21 protein-coding genes are annotated in these 18,086 nt (G+C 62.4%); 9 read left to right on the plus strand and 12 right to left on the minus strand.

Translation table 11 applies throughout. From position 1 onward, the window contains the following. Positions 1–21: 21 nt before the first annotated feature. The 3 genes from NNA36_RS00285 to NNA36_RS00295 all read right to left on the minus strand — a co-directional run bounded on the left by NNA36_RS00285 (position 22) and on the right by NNA36_RS00295 (position 3,185). Positions 22–417 (minus strand): DUF4864 domain-containing protein, encoded by a 396-nt coding sequence (locus NNA36_RS00285; RefSeq protein ID WP_255103160.1) that lies wholly within the window; start codon positions 415–417, stop codon positions 22–24. Between the two features lie 97 nt (positions 418–514). After that, positions 515–2,158 carry a lysine--tRNA ligase gene (locus tag NNA36_RS00290; protein WP_255103161.1) on the minus strand — a complete coding sequence of 548 codons (1,644 nt, stop codon included), beginning with the start codon at positions 2,156–2,158 and terminating at the stop codon, positions 515–517. 124 nt (positions 2,159–2,282) lie between these two features. Continuing rightward, a complete protein-coding gene (locus NNA36_RS00295) occupies positions 2,283–3,185 on the minus strand; it encodes a LysR family transcriptional regulator (RefSeq protein WP_255103163.1) in 903 nt (300 codons plus the stop codon). 90 nt (positions 3,186–3,275) lie between these two features. Here NNA36_RS00295 and NNA36_RS00300 point away from each other — a divergent pair, with 90 nt between their 5' ends. The 3 genes from NNA36_RS00300 (at position 3,276) to NNA36_RS00310 (ending at position 4,727) form a co-directional block, all read left to right on the plus strand. Next, a complete protein-coding gene (locus tag NNA36_RS00300) occupies positions 3,276–3,719 on the plus strand; it encodes a cupin domain-containing protein (protein WP_255103165.1) in 444 nt (147 codons plus the stop codon). Positions 3,720–3,786: 67 nt separating this feature from the next. After that, positions 3,787–4,209: a tellurite resistance TerB family protein gene (locus NNA36_RS00305; RefSeq protein WP_255103166.1), complete on the plus strand. Its 423-nt coding sequence runs from the start codon at positions 3,787–3,789 to the stop codon at positions 4,207–4,209. A gap of 77 nt (positions 4,210–4,286) precedes the next feature. After that, on the plus strand, positions 4,287–4,727 hold the full coding sequence (locus NNA36_RS00310) for a L,D-transpeptidase (RefSeq protein ID WP_255103168.1): 441 nt from the start codon (positions 4,287–4,289) through the stop codon (positions 4,725–4,727). A 2-nt stretch (positions 4,728–4,729) separates the two neighbouring features. Here NNA36_RS00310 and NNA36_RS00315 read toward each other — a convergent pair whose 3' ends face one another. Next, positions 4,730–5,497: an arginase family protein gene (locus NNA36_RS00315; RefSeq protein WP_255103169.1), complete on the minus strand. Its 768-nt coding sequence runs from the start codon at positions 5,495–5,497 to the stop codon at positions 4,730–4,732. Positions 5,498–5,522: 25 nt separating this feature from the next. Continuing rightward, the gene (gene dacB, locus NNA36_RS00320) at positions 5,523–7,013 is read right to left on the minus strand and encodes a D-alanyl-D-alanine carboxypeptidase/D-alanyl-D-alanine-endopeptidase (protein WP_255103171.1); all 1,491 of its coding nucleotides are present in this window, start codon (positions 7,011–7,013) and stop codon (positions 5,523–5,525) included. Positions 7,014–7,107: 94 nt separating this feature from the next. Between dacB and NNA36_RS00325 the strand changes: the two genes are divergently transcribed. Further along, positions 7,108–7,950 carry a DMT family transporter gene (locus tag NNA36_RS00325; RefSeq protein WP_255103173.1) on the plus strand — a complete coding sequence of 281 codons (843 nt, stop codon included), beginning with the start codon at positions 7,108–7,110 and terminating at the stop codon, positions 7,948–7,950. On the opposite strand, the gene NNA36_RS00330 is transcribed toward NNA36_RS00325, so the two are convergent. Then, positions 7,947–8,543, minus strand: coding sequence for a nicotinate-nucleotide adenylyltransferase (locus NNA36_RS00330; protein ID WP_255103175.1), 597 nt, complete (start codon positions 8,541–8,543; stop codon positions 7,947–7,949). The genes NNA36_RS00325 and NNA36_RS00330 overlap by 4 nt on opposite strands. A 176-nt stretch (positions 8,544–8,719) precedes the next feature. On the opposite strand from NNA36_RS00330, the gene NNA36_RS00335 reads away from it, so the two are divergent. Continuing rightward, the gene (locus NNA36_RS00335; protein ID WP_255103177.1) at positions 8,720–9,595 is read left to right on the plus strand and encodes a helix-turn-helix domain-containing GNAT family N-acetyltransferase; all 876 of its coding nucleotides are present in this window, start codon (positions 8,720–8,722) and stop codon (positions 9,593–9,595) included. Here NNA36_RS00335 and NNA36_RS00340 read toward each other — a convergent pair. After that, positions 9,592–10,080, minus strand: coding sequence for an MOSC domain-containing protein (locus NNA36_RS00340; protein ID WP_255103179.1), 489 nt, complete (start codon positions 10,078–10,080; stop codon positions 9,592–9,594). The two genes, NNA36_RS00335 and NNA36_RS00340, sit on opposite strands and share 4 nt — an antisense overlap. Continuing rightward, the gene (locus NNA36_RS00345) at positions 10,080–11,381 is read right to left on the minus strand and encodes an alpha/beta hydrolase (RefSeq protein WP_255103181.1); all 1,302 of its coding nucleotides are present in this window, start codon (positions 11,379–11,381) and stop codon (positions 10,080–10,082) included. The genes NNA36_RS00340 and NNA36_RS00345 overlap by 1 nt, the downstream gene beginning before the upstream one ends. Before the next feature lie 359 nt (positions 11,382–11,740). Between NNA36_RS00345 and ettA the strand changes: the two genes are divergently transcribed. The 3 genes from ettA (at position 11,741) to NNA36_RS00360 (ending at position 14,764) form a co-directional block, all read left to right on the plus strand. Beyond that, the gene (gene ettA / locus NNA36_RS00350; RefSeq protein ID WP_255103183.1) at positions 11,741–13,408 is read left to right on the plus strand and encodes an energy-dependent translational throttle protein EttA; all 1,668 of its coding nucleotides are present in this window, start codon (positions 11,741–11,743) and stop codon (positions 13,406–13,408) included. A gap of 155 nt (positions 13,409–13,563) precedes the next feature. Further along, positions 13,564–14,268 carry a hypothetical protein gene (locus NNA36_RS00355; protein WP_255103185.1) on the plus strand — a complete coding sequence of 235 codons (705 nt, stop codon included), beginning with the start codon at positions 13,564–13,566 and terminating at the stop codon, positions 14,266–14,268. 127 nt (positions 14,269–14,395) lie between these two features. Continuing rightward, complete coding sequence (locus NNA36_RS00360; protein ID WP_255103187.1) at positions 14,396–14,764, plus strand: hypothetical protein; 369 nt, start codon at positions 14,396–14,398, stop codon at positions 14,762–14,764. Between the two features lie 21 nt (positions 14,765–14,785). Here NNA36_RS00360 and NNA36_RS00365 read toward each other — a convergent pair whose 3' ends face one another. From NNA36_RS00365 to NNA36_RS00375, 3 genes are all read right to left on the minus strand, one after another. After that, positions 14,786–15,478, minus strand: a complete 693-nt coding sequence (locus tag NNA36_RS00365) for a DUF1353 domain-containing protein (protein WP_255103189.1) — start codon at positions 15,476–15,478, stop codon at positions 14,786–14,788. 68 nt (positions 15,479–15,546) lie between these two features. Continuing rightward, positions 15,547–15,891 carry a BrnA antitoxin family protein gene (locus tag NNA36_RS00370; protein WP_255103191.1) on the minus strand — a complete coding sequence of 115 codons (345 nt, stop codon included), beginning with the start codon at positions 15,889–15,891 and terminating at the stop codon, positions 15,547–15,549. Between the two features lie 123 nt (positions 15,892–16,014). Then, positions 16,015–16,401: an acyl-CoA thioesterase gene (locus tag NNA36_RS00375; RefSeq protein ID WP_255103193.1), complete on the minus strand. Its 387-nt coding sequence runs from the start codon at positions 16,399–16,401 to the stop codon at positions 16,015–16,017. 73 nt (positions 16,402–16,474) lie between these two features. Between NNA36_RS00375 and NNA36_RS00380 the strand changes: the two genes are divergently transcribed. Then, a complete protein-coding gene (locus NNA36_RS00380) occupies positions 16,475–17,638 on the plus strand; it encodes a geranylgeranyl reductase family protein (RefSeq protein WP_255103195.1) in 1,164 nt (387 codons plus the stop codon). Here the strand turns inward: NNA36_RS00380 and trxC are convergent. After that, a complete protein-coding gene (trxC, locus tag NNA36_RS00385) occupies positions 17,635–18,066 on the minus strand; it encodes a thioredoxin TrxC (RefSeq protein ID WP_255103196.1) in 432 nt (143 codons plus the stop codon). The two genes, NNA36_RS00380 and trxC, sit on opposite strands and share 4 nt — an antisense overlap. Positions 18,067–18,086 lie beyond the last annotated feature (20 nt).

The raw sequence follows: 18,086 nt of genomic DNA on the forward strand, positions 1-18,086 counted from the left end.
CCCCACCGTGACGGTGGCTGTTCAGGCCCCCGCCCCCGGCATCTGCAAAAGCTGCACCGCATTGATGCGCCACATGCCATCTACCTGCACCATCTGGTAATCCAGCATGTGCAGCACGCCCTTGGTGTCGCGTACCATCACCCGCTGCCACACCCGTCCGGCAATTTCGCGCCGCTCAAGATAGCGCACATCTTCCGGCCGCCAGACCATCGGATACCCCTGCCGCACCATCTCGCCAAAGCGATCCGGCCCGCCGAAAATCCCCTGGATGGTCGGACTGGCATAGGCAAACGCGCCCGCGAAATCATCCTGCTGAAACGCCGAGATCTGGGCGCCGATCACGTCCTCGATACTGGCCTCTGCCACGGCAACCACCGGCGCCCATGCAAGGATAAACCCTGACATCCATACACGCATGACTGTTTCCTCCCTATCGGGAGAAAGCTAGCGCCACGCCGACACACGTCAATTTTCAAGAGAAAAAGGCCCCACCCAAAGGGCAGGGCCAATCTGATCAGACCAGATCGCCGGCCAATGCCTTCTCGATCAGCGCGATGGTCTCGTTCACGCCATAAAGCGCGATAAAGCCACCGAAACGCGGCCCCTGCGACGCGCCCAAAAGCACTTCGTAAATCGCCGAGAACCACGCACGCAGCGGTTCGAACTCGTTGGTCTTGCCAATCGCAAAGACCACGGATTGCAGGAACTCCTCGCTGTCGAAATCGGCCTCGGGCAGGGCATCATCGTTGCCCATCATCGCGTTCTTGGCCGCAATCGCCGCCAGCGCCGCCTCTTCCGATTTCAACGCATCCGCCAGTTCCTGAAGCGCCTTGCGCTCCTGATCGGTCGGCGCGCGATACACCTTCGCGGGCTTCACGAAATCATGGAAATACCGCACGGCAAAACCCGCCGCCGCATCCAGACCCGGATGGGTTTCAGCGGTCGCATCCGGCGCATACTTGTTGATAAAGCCCCAAAGGGTTTCCTTGTCCTCGGCATTCGACACGCTGGCGATATTCAGCAGCATCGAGAACGGCACCACCATGTCCGACTGCGGAACATCACCGCCGTGGATATGCCACACCGGGTTGTTCAGCTGCCCCTTGATGTCCTGCCCGTGATAGGCCCGCAGCTGCTGGTGGTATTCGTCCACCGCCTTTGGGATCACGTCGAAATGCATCCGCTTGGCCGTCTTCGGCTTCTGATACATGAAATAGGCAAGGCTCTCGGTCGAGGCATAGGTCAGCCATTCATCAATCGACACACCATTGCCCGACGACTTCGAAATCTTCTGCCCGTTCTCATCAAGGAACAGCTCATACGAGAAGTGCTCGGGCTGACGGCCACCCAGCGCACGGCAGATCGCGTCATAGATCTTCTCGTTGGTGGCGTGTTCCTTGCCATACATCTCGAAATCCACGCCAAGCGCGGCCCAGCGGGCACCAAAGTCCGGCTTCCACTGCAATTTCACATTGCCGCCCGTCACCGGCACAGTCCATTCCTTGCCGTCCTCGTCATCAAAGGTCACGGTATAGGTCTCTGCACAGACCTTTTTCATCGGCACATACAGAACGCGCCCGGTTTCCGGATGTAGCGGCAGGAAGATCGAATAGGTCGCCGCGCGCTCTTCGCGCAGCGACTTCAGCATGATCTTCATGATCGCATCATAGTTGTCGACCGCGCGCTTCAGCACCTCGTCGAATTGCCCCGACTTATAGAACTCGCGCGCCGAGTAGAATTCATACTCGAAGCCAAAGGTATCAAGGAACCGGCGCAGCATCGCGTTGTTGTGCTCGCCAAAGCTGTCATGGGTGCCAAACGGATCCGGCACCGAGGTCAGCGGCATCTGCAGATATGCCTCAAGCTTTTCGGGGTTCGGCACGTTCGACGGCACCTTGCGCATCCCGTCAAGGTCATCCGAGAAACAGATCAGCTTGGTCGGAATGTCCGAAATCGCCTCAAAGGCGGTCTTGATCATCGTGGTGCGGGCGACTTCGCCAAAGGTGCCGATATGCGGCAGGCCCGACGGCCCATAGCCGGTTTCGAACAGAACATAGCCCTTTTCCGGCGCGCCCTTCGCATACCGTTTGAGAAGCCGGCGCGCTTCTTCAAAGGGCCAGGCTTTCGAGGTCATTGCAGCGTCGCGCAGTTCAGACATGTTGTTCTCCAATCGTCGGTCGGCCTACCCCATGTATGCCAACCCGCGGCTTCCTATTGTGCCAGTGCAGCATGGTCAATATTTACACGCAAAACAAACGCTTTTCAGGGCAATTTTCCCGCCCTCACGCCACGGCCTCCTCTGCCCCGCGCTCCGTGATCCAGTCAAACACCGCCCGCACCTCGGCCCGCGCCGCCAATCCGTCCCTGGCCGCCACGTAATACCCCCGCGCCGAATGCGCCTGTGCCTGCCCCAAACGCAGCATGGCACCGCTTTCGAGAAAATCCCCAAGCAAGCCCGACCAGCACAGACAGACCCCCTGTGCCGCAAGCGCCGCGTTCACCACCATCGCATAGGAATTGAAGTCCAGCAGCCGCACATCCCGCGGCACCTCCAGCCCCTGCGACTGGAACCAGCTCGGCCAGTCATGCCAGTGCCGCCGCGCACTCTCCATCGTCAAAAGGGTCATGCCGTCAAAGGATGCCACATCCGGCGCAACACCCCGCCTTTGCAGGTACAGCGGGCTGGCCACCGGAAACACCCCGTTACCAAGAACCCGCGCCTCGCCCGCAACACCTGCATCCGGCAGACCAAAGCGCACCGAAACATCGCCGGGGCGCTCGGGATCACCATACTCTTGGCTTATGATGCGAATGGTCACCTCGGGAAAGGCCGCCTCGAGCTCTGCCAACTTGGGAATAAGCCACGATCCGACAAAACCCGACGGCGCCGTGACGGTCACAACACCCTGGTCCCGGCCCTTGCGGATACGATCAACCACCGTCTCGATCTGTCCGAAACTGCCCCGCAGAACATGGGCCAAGTCCCTGCCCTGCTGCGTCAATTGCACGGGCTTGCGGCTGCGATCAAACAGGGGACACCCCAGTTCCTCTTCCAGCGCCGCAATCCGCCGCGAAATCGCCGGTTGCGAAACATTCAGCTCACGCGCCGCCCCCGTCAACGTCCCGTGACGCACGGCGGCATAAAAGGCGGTCAGCCCGGAAAAGGCAGGAAGACGCACAGACATCATAACCTCAGCGTATATTACAATACACCTTTAGCGCATTGCCGCGACTCGTCAAACCCTCCTAGATGGCCACAACAGCAGGAGGACATCATGACCGCGCAAACCGCCCCCGAGACCCTTGATCTCGTTGCCGACAACATCCCGACCGAACCCAGCAGCACCGCCTTTGCCATCAACGCCGCGCAGGTCCCCCTCGAAGGTGGCACCGACCCGGCCTATGGCTCGGTCCGCTGGCGCACTCTGATCAATGGCAACGCCGATGCGCCCAAGGAATTCGTCCTTGGCATCGCGGAATTCGAACCCCACGGCACCCTTGAGCCGCACCGCCATGACCCCGCCGAGTTCTACTTCGGCCTCGAAGGCTCGGGCGTCGTCACCATCGACGGCACACCGCACGAGATCGCACCGGGCGTTGCCATCTATGTTCCCGGCGACGCCGAACACGGCACCGTCGCCGGCCCGGACGGTCTGCGCTTTGCCTATGGCTTCGCCGAACCAAGCTTTGCCGGCATCACCTACCGTTTCTCGGCCTGATCCCCCTTGCTGGGGCAAACCTGCATCCTTATTCTAGGAACAACCCAAGTACGAAGGATCGCAGCGTTTGCCCCAGGACATTCCCAACCCGCTCAGCCCGCAAGACAGCCTCGTTGCCGTGATGGTCGCCGTCTCTGCCTCGGACGAAAACATCCGCACCGTCGAGCTGGTCAAGATCCAGTCCGCCGTGAACAACCTGCCGATCTTCGCCGACTACGACATCGACCGCCTGAAAACCGTGTCGCAGATCGTCTTTGATCTCTTCGAACAGGAAGACGGCCTCGCCGCCCTTTTCGGTCTGGTCCACGAAGCCCTGCCCGAACGCCTGTATGAAACCGCTTACGCGCTGGCCTGTGACGTGGCCGCAGCCGACGGCTCTCTGGCCGAGACCGAACTGCGCCTGCTGGAAGAAATCCGCTACGAGCTGAACATCGACCGCCTGCACGCCGCCGCCATCGAACGCGGCGCCCGCGCACGCCACATCGTCTAAACTTAGGGGGGCGTTTTTCTTTTTGAAAATGCCCCACTTCATGCAACCATGGGTGTCCAAGCAATTTTCGGACATCCATGCGTACATTCTTACTGACACTCATTCTTGCCAGCGGCCTCACCCTACCTGCGGTCGCTTATGCCTTCACTTCGGCCCCGCGCACCATCGAGGCCCGCGTCGACAAGTCTGACCAACAGGTCACGATCTTCATCAACGGGCGCAAGAAATACACCTGGATTGTCTCCACCGCGCGGCGTGGCAAGATCACCCCCACCGGCACCTATACCGCCTACTTCCTGTCGCGGCATCACCGCTCAAGCCTCTACGACAACGCGCCGATGCCTTACTCGATCTTCTTCCACAGCCACTACGCGATCCACGGCACCGACCAGATTTCCCGCCTCGGCCGCCCCGCCTCCGCTGGCTGCATCCGCCTGCACCCGGACAACGCCAAGATCCTCTTTGACCTCACCAAGAAGGTGGGCATGGAGAACATGACCGTCACGATCACGGAATAGCTTTAGACCTCAGCAATTGCCGCCAATAACTGCCGACAGGCTGCTGCAGTCTGTCCGTCACAGTCCAAATGACCATTCCAGCCGCTCAAAGACACCGCACAAATCCTGTTTTGGGCGGCAAAGGTCCGACAAGCCTCGATGACTTCTTCAAGACGGGGACCATCGTCAACAGGATAGTTGTTGGCCGGCACGTCCACCGCGTCAACTACATCATTGTCGATATGCAGATGGACAGGCCGGTCGAGCACAATATCCGCGAACATGGAGAGATCTAACCGGTTCAAATTCGACGACCGCACCGCCTCGGCTTCTAGCGGATCAAGATCTCGCGCTTCCACCAGCCAGACATCGCTCTCGGTAACGGGCCTTTGCCCAGAGGCGCGCGCAATCGACAAATCACCTTTGCCCACCATCATCGCCAGCGGCATACCCCCAAGAAATCCCGATGGGGATGTCTCATAAGTGTTGAAATCTCCATGAGCATCTAACCACACGAGTACTGGCGCCAAGCCAGCCTTCTGTAGCCCCGCCATCACGGGGAGACTGGCACAACAATCTCCCGCAATGGAGAACGGAACCTCACCCTTCGTAGCTGCTTTGGCCACGATGTCCGCGATTGGACGATGCCCTCTAGACAGGCTCTCAGCAGATCGGTCTGCAATTCCGCTAGGGTCATTAAGCACAAAGTTCTCGCCTTTGGGCACAGCATTTACAAGAGCCATGTCTTTGTTCTCAAAGAAGTACGGCGTCACGATCCAAGTGGTTTTCATATGCTTCTCACTTTTCTGAAAGCGTCTATCCCAGATAGATCCCTTCCCAGCGCTCGATCAGCCGCTGCTGAACCGACTTCGCCTTGCGGTTCCACGCCCGCGCGCCCTTGGGCCGCTCCCTGTCATTGGCCGCAATCGCCGCCCGCGCCTTCTTGTCCGCCGAGAAGATCGCAAAGGCCAGCACCCGCCCATCCGCCAGCGTCACATAGCCCGCAAGCCCGCTCACAAAGTTCAGCGTGCCGGTCTTGGCCACCACCCGAGTCGCCGTGTTCTTGCGCAGGTTGCCCTTGCGGTCCTTGAGCTTGATGTTCTTCAGGATCGGCCCCAGCACCTCGTGCTGCGCCACGCCCGACAGGGCCTGCGCCAGCGCATCCGCCCGCATCCTCGAGGCCGCACCAAGGCCGGAATGATCAACCAGCGCCGCCCCCTGCATCCCCAGCGACTGCGCCGCCCAGCGGTTCATCTCCTGCGCCGACTGCTTCAGGCTGCGCACCGCCACGCCGCGTAGCTGTGTCGCCGCGATCCCCACCATCTCTGCAGTCAGGTTGGTGGAATACTTCAGCATCCCGCGCAGCACCTCACTCAGCGGCGCACTCTTATGGGTGACCAGAACAACGCCCGACGGCGCCTGCTGCACCACCTTGGCCCTTTTCAACACGATGCCATGCGCCCGCGCCAGCGTGCGAAACACATCCCCCGCATAGGCCTCGGGCACCCGCACCGGCAACCACCGCGCGCCCCCCTTGCCCAGCGCGCCCTGCGCCACCGTCCAGTGATCCGTGCCGCCCTTGCTTTCATAGGTGTAAACCGGCAATTGCCGCTTCACGACGCGCATCTTGGCGATACTCACGTCCGGGCGGTAATTCCGCGACCGTGCGTCCATCGCAACGCTGTACCCGTTGTTGGCGCGTTTCCATTCGAAATGCACCCGGTTGTAGTTGAGGCAAAGCCCGGAAATCGTCGGGTTATAACCGGCATGTTCCGGCTGCCCCGGATCAATCCGCGCGATCTTCGGCATGGCCCCGCCATACACAAGAAAACGCCCCGAAACCTCGCGAATACCCGCCTTTTTCAACTCTGCCGCCATCCAGGACAGCGCATCCGTGTCCAGCGTCGGATCGCCCCCGCCCTCAAGCACAAGATCACCCTTCAGAACCCCGTTCTCCACAGGCCCCGTACGTTTCAGGAACGTAGGAAACCTGTATCCCGCCCCCAACGTGTCCAGTGCATAAAGCGCGGTCAGCGCCTTTGCGACACTCGCTGGCGGCATGGCATTCCCCGCGCGGTACCCTTCCAGCACCCGGCCACTGCCGACATCCACCACCGAAAGGCTCAATTGTCCGCGCAAACCGGCCTGTTTGATCAGCGCCTCAACCCCGGGCGCAACCCGCTGGCGCAGGCTTTCGGGACGCAATTTGGGACGCAGCGACTGTGTCACCGGCGCAGCCAGAACCGACGAGCCCAGCCCCGCCAGGCCCGTTGCCAGAAATGCCCTGCGTGTAAATGCCTTAACCATGATCCGACACTATGACGCCGCCCGCCGCAGGTCCATATGCAACCTGCTCAACATTGCGTTTCCCAGCCGTGAAACAACATGCTATGGCCGGCTCATGTGGCAGGCCCTCATCATCATGTTCATCGCCATGTCGATGATCCCCGCAGGCGACACCGCGGGCAAGCTTCTGACCAATGTGCACGAGGCCTCGCCGTTCTTCGTGGCCTGGTCTCGCTTCGTGCTCGGCACGCTCATGGCCTTGCCCTTCCTGCGCCCCGATACCTTTCGCCTGATGAAAGACTGGCGCATCTGGCTGCGCGCTCTGTTCCTGACCGGCGGCATCACCTTCATCCAGATCGCCCTGACAACGGCCCCTGTTGCCAATGTCTTTGCCGCCTTTTTCGTTGGCCCGATCCTCAGCTACGTGCTCTCCGCCGTCCTGCTGCGCGAAGCGGTCACGCCGATGCGCAGCGCCCTCATGGCGCTTGGCTTCATCGGTGTCCTGCTGGTTGTGCGCCCCGGCTTTGATGCCTCGCCCGGCCTGGCCTTCGCGGCCCTCGCGGGCTGCTGCTATGGCGCCTTCCTGACATCCTCGCGCTGGCTGGCCCCGCTCGGCCGCCCCGGCAGCCTGTTCTTCAGCCAACTATTCCTCAGCGCGGTGATGATGACCCCGTTCTGCTGGCACATGACGCCCGCACTCACCCCGACAATCGCGGGTCTTTCCCTGGCCAGCGCCGCCTTCTCGGCAGGCGGCAACCTGCTCCTGCTCTACGCCTACCAACGCGCCACCGCCTCGTCACTCGCACCTTATGTCTATTTTCAGCTGATCGCCGCCACGGCCCTGGGCTGGGCGGTCTTCCATGACCTGCCTGACCTGCTCACCATCGCCGGTCTTGTCCTGATCATCGGTGCGGGTCTCGCCTCGGCCGTCCTCGGCCAACGCGCTGCCCGTGCCTAGCGCACCCAGCCCCCACGCGCCCGAATATCACTCGAACTCACATCCAGCATCGGCACGTTGACGAAACACCAGGCCGGGGCCTCGGCCTGCGCCAACAGATGGCTTTGCGAGGCCCGCAGCCGCGCATGACGATAGACCTGCGCCGCCTTCGCGGTCCGCGCCTCAACTCGATCCCCGGGCCGCGCCAGCACCCCTACGGGCACCCGCTCCATGATCTCCTGCCAGTCCCTCCAGAGGTGAAACTGCGCAAGGTTGTCCGCCCCCATGAGCCAGACAAACCGCACCCCCGGATGCGCCGCCTGCAAGGCCCGCAGGGTTTCCGCCGTATACCGCGTGCCCGCCCGCGCCTCGAAATCGCTGACCTCGACGCGCGGATGCCGCATCACCTGCCGCGCCGCCGCCATCCGACGATCCAGCGCCGCCGGCCCTTGTGCCTTCAACGGATTGCCGGGACTGACCAGCCACCACACCCGATCCAGCCCGAACCGCTTCATGGCCTCAAGGGTGATATGCACATGGCCGCCGTGGGCCGGATCAAACGATCCCCCCAACAGCCCAATCGTGACCTTCCGATATCTGCTCGCCGCGCTCATCCCTCTGATGTAATGCGCCCCTTTGCGACACACAACAAGGACTTAGGCAACGCCAGCCAAGACCCGCAGGGATCGGGACCACAGCGTCCCGCCACCACCATCAGGCAAAACCCGCCCTCTTGACGCCCCCATATGGTTGACATAAGTAAATCAAAACAGTTGACACAAGGCAACCAATGTCCCTCGACCCCATCGCCCGCATCCGCCGCTTCAACCGGGCCGTGACCCGCGAAACCGGCGTGCTTGACCAGTCCTTTCTTGGCCGTGGCCGCCCGCTGGGCACCGCACGCGTCATCCATTCCATCGGCCCCGAGGGCCGGGACCTCGACAGCATCCGCGCCTACCTGAACCTCGACAAAACCCTGCTCAGCCGCACCCTGCGCGGCCTTCAGGACGAAGGCCTCGTCACCCTCGCGCCCCACCCCGAAGACGCCCGCCGCCGCATCGCCACCCTGACCACGGCAGGCCTTGCCGAATATCACGCCTACAACACCCTCTCCGACCAGCAGGCCCACGCCCTGCTTGCCCGCCACCCCAAGCCCGACACCCTTCTGGCGGCGATGGACCTTGTCGCCTCTGCCCTCACCGCACAGGCGATCACGCTGGAAGAATGCGACCCGCAAAGCCGCGACGCGGTCTACTGTCTCGAAGAATACTACGCCGAACTTGGCCGCCGCTTTGACACCGGCTTCGACGTAAACCTCTCCGCCGACCCCGAAGCCACCGACATGATGGCCCCACGCGGCAGCTTCCTTGTCGCCACCTCCGACGGGCTGCCGCTTGGCTGCGTCGGCCTCAAGGGAACCGACAAGGGCTATGCCGAGATCAAACGCCTCTGGGTCTCCCCCGCCTCGCGCGGCCTCGGCCTCGCCCGCCGCCTGATGGACGCCGCCGAAGACAAGGCCCGCAGCCTCGGCATCACCACCCTGCGCCTCGACACCAACGCCGCCCTGCCCGAGGCCATCCGCCTCTACGAGACAACCGGCTGGCACCAGATCGACCGCTTCAACGACGACCCTTACCCCACGCATTTCTTCGAAAAACACCTCTAGGGCGTCGCATCCTCATCGGGGAGTGGAACAACCGCATCCCCGATGCGCACCAACCCACCGGACACCACGCTGGCACACCAGCCACCATGCCCGCGCACCGCGGAATACCCGCCGGTGCCAAAGGTTTCCTCCATCCGACTGCACGGCGCACAGATCACGGTGATCTCCAGAACCGCCGCCCCCACACGAACGCGCCGCCCCTTCAGGGCCGCAAGGTTGAGCCCCTCGATCACCAGATTGCGCCGCAGCTCTTCCGCCGCAACCGGCCCCCGCCCAAGCATCGCCCCGATCACCGGCAGATGTTCTTTCTGCACCAATGTCACCGCCCGCTTGCCGGCACGGCCGTGATCCCCCTCAAGACCCTCCGCCCCGATCCAGACCTCATCGACCGGGCGCACCCCTTCCCGACGCGCCCCTCTCAGGCCGATCCATGCCACCCGCCCGGGCTGTGCATAGCCCGCGATCAGATCCCGCAACCCCACCATCAGCGTGGCGACTCGAGAAAACGGTCATTCAAATCCGGCAGCCGCTCGAGCGGATAGGCTGGATGCAGGGTCCAGATGTTTTCCTGATCAAACTCCAGCGGTCGCAACGTCCCACCCGGAAAGGCCCGCGTCAAAAGCGCCAGGGCGATATCCGACATCACGCCGGGATTGTCGCGGAAATAGGAATGCCCCAGCCCCGACACGCCCTCGACCCGTATGAAATGGATCAACCCGACCCTGCGCAACGACGCCAGCTCGCCCGGCGCGAAATCCTCGGCATCCAGCCGCCCGAACCGCGCGCCCTGCGTCAACAGCGCCGCATAGGCCAGCGCCTGATCCTTGGGGTTCACATAGACATTCACCTGCTCGAACCCCTCCGAGAACCGCTCACTCAAAAGCCTCTGCCGGACAATACCCACATCCAGATCCGGCGCCGCAAGGATAAGAGTGCCGGTCTTCATCGTGTCCTTGGGCCGGTGCCCTCGCGCCCTTTCGCGAATGATCAACTCGCGCAGCCCCGCCGTCACCACATCCGCCCCCCGCGAATGGGCAACGATATCAATCTGCGTCACCTCCGGCACCGACGCCAACAGATCAAGCGTCTCCTTCAGGTGAAACACCGAGAATTCACCGGCCTCGCGATCCTTGAAATACTTGAAGATCCCCTTGTGTCCCGCCGGCCAGCTAAAGGCCATCGGGATCGACTGCCGCCCCGAAAAGTGCCAGAGGTTCGCCAGCGTCACCAGCGAGTCTTCGAAATCGTTGTTGAACCCGTGCACGTAAAACAGGATGCGCCCGGTTCCGGTTTCCCGAACCTTGGCGCGGATCGCCTCGCGGAACTGGCGGGCATACCCCTCATATTCCGCCTGCGCCACCGGGTCGACAACCACCAGCCCGTCCCGACGCTCGGCATCCAGCGGCGTTTTCGAAAACCGCACCTTGTCTTTCATGCTGACAACGCTCAGACGCACCGGATGCGCGATCATCGCCTCGCCATTATGTGCCAGCAACGCCGGCCAGCTGTCGGCCCCCTCGAACTGCACTTGCGCCGTCCCATAGCCCATCGAATCCGACCGTTCCGGCACATAGACAGGCACGCCGTTCGACTGCAGGTCCTGCGAGCGGTTGGTAACATACAAAAGTTCGGGCGTGACCGTGCGATAGGTCTCGGGCACCCGCGCTTCGGAATAGTTGCGCCCCTCGTTGTAAAGGTTCGGCACCGCTGCCAATCGGTCCGTCCGGGTGACAGAACACCCGATGATCAGCGCGCAGGCCGCAATCGCCCCCCAATATCTCCGCAAAACCGCTTCCTCCGCCAGTTATCAGGCAGGGCAACGCATTTTGACTGAAAAATCAAATCACAGATCCGCCACGCCGCAAATCCCCCCCGAAACCGCGCCCTTTGCAACGCGCCATACCGCAAGCCGACAAGCCACCCCTCCCCTCCAAGGGCAGCGCCCGACCCTGGGTGGGCGCCCAAGCGCCCTCCCGTGGGGAGGGTCGGGCGCTGCCCGGCGTTGCCGGGCAAACAGGCCCAACGAAAGTGCAGTTTTTACAGGGTTCGGATTGACCTCGCATTTGCCATCCCACACCCCATCCGCTATCACCCCTGCTAACGCGAAATTGCGCGACAGATTCCCACCAAGTTCGGAGTGTCCACATGGCATCCTATCAGTACGTCTATCACATGCAGGGGGTCTCCAAGACCTATCCCGGCGGCAAGAAATGCTTTGAGAACATCCACCTCTCCTTCCTGCCCGGCGTGAAGATCGGTGTGGTCGGCGTCAACGGCGCCGGTAAATCGACCCTGATGAAGATCATGGCCGGTCTCGACAAGGATTTCACCGGCGAGGCCTGGGCCGCCGAGGGGGCCAAGGTTGGCTACCTCCCGCAGGAACCGAAACTCGACGAGAGCCTGAGCGTGCGCGAAAACGTCATGCTGGGCGTGGCCGAGAAAAAGGCCAAGGTCGACCGTTTCAACCAGATCGCCGTCGAGATGGCCGAGAACTATACCGACGAGCTGATGGAAGAGATGACCACCCTTCAGGATGCCATCGACTCCGAGAACCTCTGGGATCTCGACGCCCAGATCGACGTCTCGATGGAAGCCCTGCGCTGCCCGCCGGACGATGCCGATGTCTCGAAACTCTCCGGTGGTGAACGCCGCCGCGTCGCGCTCTGCAAGCTGCTCTTGGAAGCGCCCGACATGCTCTTGCTCGACGAACCGACCAACCACCTCGACGCCGAGACCATCGCCTGGCTGCAACAGCACCTGATCGACTACAAGGGCACCATCCTCTGCGTCACCCACGACCGTTACTTCCTGGATGACATCACCGGCTGGATTCTCGAACTCGACCGGGGCCGCGGCATCCCCTACGAGGGCAACTATTCCGCGTGGCTGGAACAGAAGGCCAAGCGTCTCGAACAGGAAGCCCGCGAGGACAAATCCAAGCAGAAGACGCTGGAACGCGAACTCGAGTGGATGCGTCAGGGCCAGAAAGCCCGCCAGGCCAAGCAGAAAGCCCGGATCAACGCCTATAACGAGCTGGCCTCGCAATCCGAGCGCGAGAAAATCACCCGCGCCCAGATCGTCATCCCCAACGGCCCGCGTCTGGGTTCCAAGGTGATCGAGGTCGAGAACATCGCCAAACACTACGGCGACAAGCAGCTGATCGAAGATCTCACCTTCTCGCTGCCGCCGGGTGGCATCGTCGGCGTGATCGGCCCGAACGGCGCCGGTAAATCGACCCTCTTCAAGATGCTCACCGGCCAGGAACAGCCCGACAGCGGCTCGATCACCTACGGCGACACCGTGCAGCTGTCCTATGTCGACCAGTCGCGCGACGACCTCAACGATGGCGACACCGTCTGGGAAGCCATCTCGGGCGGCGCCGAGATCATCGAACTGGGCGACGCGCAAGTGAACTCCCGCGCCTACTGCTCTTCCTTCAACTTCAAGGGCGGCGACCAGCAGAAGAAGCTGAGCCTCCTGTCGGGTGGTGAACGCAACCGCGTGCACATGGCCCGCCTGCTGAAAGAAGGCGGCAACGTGCTGCTGCTCGACGAACCGACCAACGACCTCGACGTTGAAACCCTGCGGGCACTGGAAGACGCGCTTGTCGATTTCGCCGGCTGCGCCGTGGTCATCTCGCACGACCGTTTCTTCCTCGACCGGATCTGTACCCACATCCTCGCCTTCGAAGGCGACGCCCACGTGGAATGGTTCGAGGGCAACTTCGAAGATTACGAAGAAGACAAGAAACGCCGCCTCGGCCCCGACGCGCTCGAGCCCACACGCCTCAAGCACAAGAAGTTCACCCGCTGAACACGACAGGGGCCGGATCATCCGGCCCCTTTTCGTTTCTGAGGGAACCTGCCGCTCAAAAGTCCCGCTGGCAATTTCCATTGCTCCCCGGCAACCGAGCCTCTACCCTTCCCCAAAGCCCCCACCAACCAAGCGATTTCGACCCAAGCCCATTCATGCACTTCCCGCCCGCGCGTTTCACCCTGCTGTCCCTCATTGCCCCCGGCGAAGCCCACTCGGCCCGCGTCAACCTTGGCCTGCGCTCCTATCGCGAACTGCTGCGCCACGTGCTCAGCGAATGGACCTTCGACTGGCGTCACGGCGTCAGCACCCGACAGCGGATCGAAAAGGACAACCTCGACTTCGCCGACAAGACCGCACAGTCGCAATCGGAACGCTATCGCCCAACCCCGCCGCATTGCCTGACACAGGCGCTGCGCTGGCTCGCGACCGAAGCTGGCCCGTTCTCAAACCACCATCTTGTCGATTACGGCTCGGGTGCCGGTCTGGTTCTGATCCTCGCCCAGGCCGAAGGCTTCGCAAAGGCCACCGGCATCGAACTCTCCCCCAGCCTTGCCCAGCAGTGCCGGGGCAATCTGGCCCACACCGCGCGCAAGTTCCCCAACACCGCCTGCATCGTGCTCGAAGAAAACGCCGCGCTGTTCCAGCCCCCCGAATGCGCGACCGTCTTCTACTTCTTCAACCCCTTCAGCAGCGCCTACTTCGACGCCGCCCTTGCCCGCATTCAGGCCTCCCTCAAGGACGCCCCGCGCGATGTCTACATCCTCGTGTTCCAGGCCTCGGGCTACGAAGTCAAAGGCTTCGAAGAAATCGCCTGGATCACTGGCGTCAGCATCTTCCGCAATGTCGCCGAGGGGTGAACGACCCCATTCGTTTCAGAGGGAACCTGCCCCCTCACATCCCCGCCACCACGTTGAAACAAACCTTTCACCGCGCGACGGGCACCCCACATCTCTCCCAACACGCCCAAAGCCCCAAGGAGAGCCCATGCGTATCCTGATCCCCGCCCTTGTTGCCGCCGTCCTGATGGCCGTGGTCTGGCAATTGAACCTCCCGAAAGATTTCGGCGCCCACCCGTGGTGGTCGATGCAGGTTGTCCTTTACGGCGCCCCCATCGGCATCCTTGCCGCCAGCCTCGCCGCACTCCTGCCCGTCAAACCGCTGATCCGTTTCGCCATCTTCGCGCTGGCCACGGCCGCCGCCTTCTGGGTTGCCAAGAACGGCCAGCACGGCTTTGCCGTCTCCTATGCCGAAGACGCCGCCGCCGGCCAGCGCTGGTTCCTTGGCTGGCACGCCACCATGATTACCCTCGCAGCCACGCTGACCACCCTGATCCAGTCCCTGTTCCGCCGCTGACAGCGGGCACCGGGCACCGGATCAGTCGAAACTGATGGTGCCCACCAGCTGCGGCCCACCCGTGCGTTCGTTACGTTTTGAGCGCGCCTGAATACCCGCCAGCCTGCCGTCGCCGATCAGATGCTGGATGTTCGCAAGGTGTGTCGGATGCAGACGCACGCAGGTCTCCTCATTCCAGAGGTTGCGCGATACCGGTCCTGCGGTCGCCCAGGAAATCGCCACCGGAGACAGTTCGCGCCGCTTGACGCGGTTGCTCTCGATCAGGGTCTTGATGGTCTCGCCCATGATGTCCGCGCTTTCCTGAAAGCTCATGTCGCCGACGATCTCGACCTCATGGGCCGTAGGCTGCTTGCCGTCATTCACACATTTGCGGGCCACGAACAGCCAGTCATGAATGATATAGGCCGGCGCATAGCCCCAGGCCGACATGCCGCCGATCGATTGCAGCGGTTTCGGGACCGACCCGCCGTCGGTGTAAAACGGCTCGGGCCGGATCACCTGCACCTCCCCGTTGGCGCGGGTCCGGGTAAAGGTAAGCTCCTGCCCGCGCACCGGGACATAGACAAAATTGCCGTCACCAAAGGCCGTGTTGTTCTCGCCGACCCAGTAGACATGAACCGCGCCAGAGAAGGACCCCGCCTTCAGATCCTTGTAGTTGACATAGCCACAGGCCGAGAGCGCCAGCAGCACGAGACAGGACATGAGAAATCGCATGGGAAAATCCGCTTTCTTAAAACAATGAATACCCCACCCTAGCATAATCTGGCCTCGCGTCCGAGGGCCTACAACTCTCCCGCCATATCCGCGATCCGCGCCTCCAGCACCCGGTCGATCTCCAACTCGCCTGCGATCTTCATCTGCACCCATGTCCGCAACAGCCAATTGATCCGCGCCTGGTATCCCCTGCCCATGCCACGGAACATCCGCGCCACCGACTGATCAAGGTAGAGCGTGATCTTCTCCTTCGGCTCTTCCACGTCAATATCAAGCTCGAGCGTGTGCCAGGCATCCGGCACCTCGTCGCGCACCGCCGGTCCGACGGCATAGTCCCGTTGCAGGTATTGCAAACTCTGGATCAGCTTTTCCCGCGCCAGCCGCTGCGCGCGGGTTCCCCGTTGTCGTGTCATCCGTGATCTCCTTCCATCAGGCAGATCACACCCTCGCAGAGCGGGGTTAACACGCCAGAACCGCACCGCGCGGCGCACCTCCGCGATACAGCCGGAATACCGACGCAATACCGACGTGGATTTTCAGGCCTCCGGCACCGGCCGCGGCTTGCCGTCTTCGTCGATGGCCACATAGGTGAACACCGCTTCCGTCACCTTCTCGGTCTTGTCCGAACGGAACCGGTCTGCCCAGGCTTCGATGCGGATGGCCATCGAAGACCGTCCCACCCGTTCCACCCAGGCCCAGACGCAGAGCACATCACCGATCCCGACGGGACGGATGAATTTCATCGCATCCACGGCCACGGTTGTCACCCGCCCTCTGGCGCGCCCGGCGGCGACGATTCCGCTGGCAATATCCATCTGCGCCAGCACCCAACCGCCGAAAATATCACCGTTCACGTTCACATCGGCGGGCATCGCCGCAACGCGTAACGTCGCTTCGCCACTTGGTTTTTTCTCGTCAGTCATCGGCTGGCTTCCTTTTTTCGCTGGCCCCACCCTAACCCGATGGCAAAGCGCATGAAAGCTGGTAGAAGCACGCATGTCTCAGGATCAGGACAGCTTTGACATTCTCGTAATCGGTGCCGGCCCCGCCGGCAGCGCCGCCGCCTGTTGGGCTGCGAAACAGGGCGCGCGCGTCGGCCTGATCGACAAGGCCCGCTTCCCCCGCAACAAGCTCTGTGGCGGCCTGTTCACCGGTCGCAGCCGGACCTACTATCGTGAGATTTTCGGCCAGGATTTCGATCCGTCCAAGGCCGTCACCCGCGACGAGATCAGCTTTTTCCACGACGGCACCTGCCTCGCCACCCTGACCGACGTCCCGCCCTTCAACCTCACCATGCGCGTCGACCTCGACGCCACGCTTTACCAGCACGCCATCGACGCGGGCGCGGTAGACCTGACGGGCCAGCCGATCGCGCAACTTACGGATAACACGGTCACTTTTCGGGACGGCCACACGGTAACTGCCCGCGTTCTGATTGGCGCGGACGGGGTGAATTCCATCACGGCCCGCCACCTCTTCGGCGCGCCCTTTGACAAGAATACCATCGGTTTCGGCCTCGAAATCGAAGCATCAACCACCGAACAATCCCCCGAGGATCAGCCCCTGCGCATCGACTTTGCCGCCGCGACATGGGGCTATGGCTGGTCCTTCCCGAAACAGGGCTCCACCACCGTCGGGGTTGGCGGGCTATTGCACCCGAACCCCGATATGAAGGGCCACTTCGCGGCCTATCTCGACACCCTGAACCTCGATCCCGACCGCACCCGTTACAAGGGACATTACCTGCCCTTCGGCGATTTCCGTACGGTGCCGGGGCGGGGCCACATCCTGCTTGCCGGTGACGCGGCGGGGCTGGTCGATCCGATCACCGGCGAGGGCATCGCCTTTGCCATGAAAAGCGGGCAGCTCGCCGCGCAGGCCGCCTGTGAGGCCCTTTCGGAAAACACCCCCGAAACCGCGCTGCCGCGTTACCAGCGCAACCTGAAAGACATCCACCGCAACCTGAAAATCGCCCGCACCCTACGCCGGATCATCTTTGCACCGCGCTGGCAAACGGCGTTTACCAATACCTTCCGACGTTCAGGCACGGTGCGGATGCAATACATGCAGTTGCTCGCGGGCGAGGTCGAATATCCGGCCCTCGCAGGGGCCGTGTTGCGCCGCCTGCCGCGCTATATCGTCAACCGGTTCCGGCGCTAGACCGCCTGTTTGATCCACTTCACGATGGCCGGGGCCGGCATCGCGCCCGACTGGCGTGCCTGCTCTTTACCTTTTGCAAAGGCCGCCATGGTAGGAATGCCCCGGATGCGGAACTTCGCGCCCGCCTGCGGGTGTTCCTCGGTGTTCAGCTTCACAAGCCGCACATCCCCCGAAAGGGTTTGCGCTGCCTGGCTGAATTGCGGGGCCATCTGGCGGCAGGGGCCGCACCACGGCGCCCAGAAATCCACGACCAGCGGCACATCATCGTTGCGCGCGGCTTTCTGCAACGTGGCAAGGTCCACCTCGGCCACCTTGCCGCCCATCAGCTTGGCACCACAGGTGCCGCACTTCGGCCCGGCGCTAAGGCGCTCTTCCGGCACGCGGTTCACCTGCCCGCATTCAAGACATGTCAGCTTCTTGCCGCTCATATTCGACTTCCTGCATTTAC

It is taken from the genome of Shimia sp. CNT1-13L.2 (genome assembly GCF_024331145.1).
Taxonomy (GTDB): Bacteria; Pseudomonadota; Alphaproteobacteria; order Rhodobacterales; family Rhodobacteraceae; genus Shimia.

Excerpts from the sequence above, each read along its gene's own strand:
- NNA36_RS00370 (WP_255103191.1), bottom strand. The coding sequence starts at position 15,891 with ATGACACGACAACGGGGAACCCGCGCGCAGCGGCTGGCGCGGGAAAAG.
- NNA36_RS00355 (WP_255103185.1), top strand. The coding sequence starts at position 13,564 with ATGCACTTCCCGCCCGCGCGTTTCACCCTGCTGTCCCTCATTGCCCCC.
- NNA36_RS00335 (WP_255103177.1), top strand. The coding sequence starts at position 8,720 with ATGTCCCTCGACCCCATCGCCCGCATCCGCCGCTTCAACCGGGCCGTG.
- NNA36_RS00295 (WP_255103163.1), bottom strand. The coding sequence starts at position 3,185 with ATGTCTGTGCGTCTTCCTGCCTTTTCCGGGCTGACCGCCTTTTATGCC.
- NNA36_RS00315 (WP_255103169.1), bottom strand. The coding sequence starts at position 5,497 with ATGAAAACCACTTGGATCGTGACGCCGTACTTCTTTGAGAACAAAGAC.
- ettA (WP_255103183.1), top strand. The coding sequence starts at position 11,741 with ATGGCATCCTATCAGTACGTCTATCACATGCAGGGGGTCTCCAAGACC.
- NNA36_RS00290 (WP_255103161.1), bottom strand. The coding sequence starts at position 2,158 with ATGTCTGAACTGCGCGACGCTGCAATGACCTCGAAAGCCTGGCCCTTT.
- NNA36_RS00325 (WP_255103173.1), top strand. The coding sequence starts at position 7,108 with ATGTGGCAGGCCCTCATCATCATGTTCATCGCCATGTCGATGATCCCC.
- NNA36_RS00310 (WP_255103168.1), top strand. The coding sequence starts at position 4,287 with ATGCGTACATTCTTACTGACACTCATTCTTGCCAGCGGCCTCACCCTA.
- NNA36_RS00340 (WP_255103179.1), bottom strand. The coding sequence starts at position 10,080 with ATGGTGGGGTTGCGGGATCTGATCGCGGGCTATGCACAGCCCGGGCGG.
- NNA36_RS00365 (WP_255103189.1), bottom strand. The coding sequence starts at position 15,478 with ATGCGATTTCTCATGTCCTGTCTCGTGCTGCTGGCGCTCTCGGCCTGT.
- NNA36_RS00285 (WP_255103160.1), bottom strand. The coding sequence starts at position 417 with ATGCGTGTATGGATGTCAGGGTTTATCCTTGCATGGGCGCCGGTGGTT.
- NNA36_RS00375 (WP_255103193.1), bottom strand. The coding sequence starts at position 16,401 with ATGACTGACGAGAAAAAACCAAGTGGCGAAGCGACGTTACGCGTTGCG.
- NNA36_RS00300 (WP_255103165.1), top strand. The coding sequence starts at position 3,276 with ATGACCGCGCAAACCGCCCCCGAGACCCTTGATCTCGTTGCCGACAAC.
- trxC (WP_255103196.1), bottom strand. The coding sequence starts at position 18,066 with ATGAGCGGCAAGAAGCTGACATGTCTTGAATGCGGGCAGGTGAACCGC.
- NNA36_RS00380 (WP_255103195.1), top strand. The coding sequence starts at position 16,475 with ATGTCTCAGGATCAGGACAGCTTTGACATTCTCGTAATCGGTGCCGGC.
- dacB (WP_255103171.1), bottom strand. The coding sequence starts at position 7,013 with ATGGTTAAGGCATTTACACGCAGGGCATTTCTGGCAACGGGCCTGGCG.
- NNA36_RS00360 (WP_255103187.1), top strand. The coding sequence starts at position 14,396 with ATGCGTATCCTGATCCCCGCCCTTGTTGCCGCCGTCCTGATGGCCGTG.
- NNA36_RS00330 (WP_255103175.1), bottom strand. The coding sequence starts at position 8,543 with ATGAGCGCGGCGAGCAGATATCGGAAGGTCACGATTGGGCTGTTGGGG.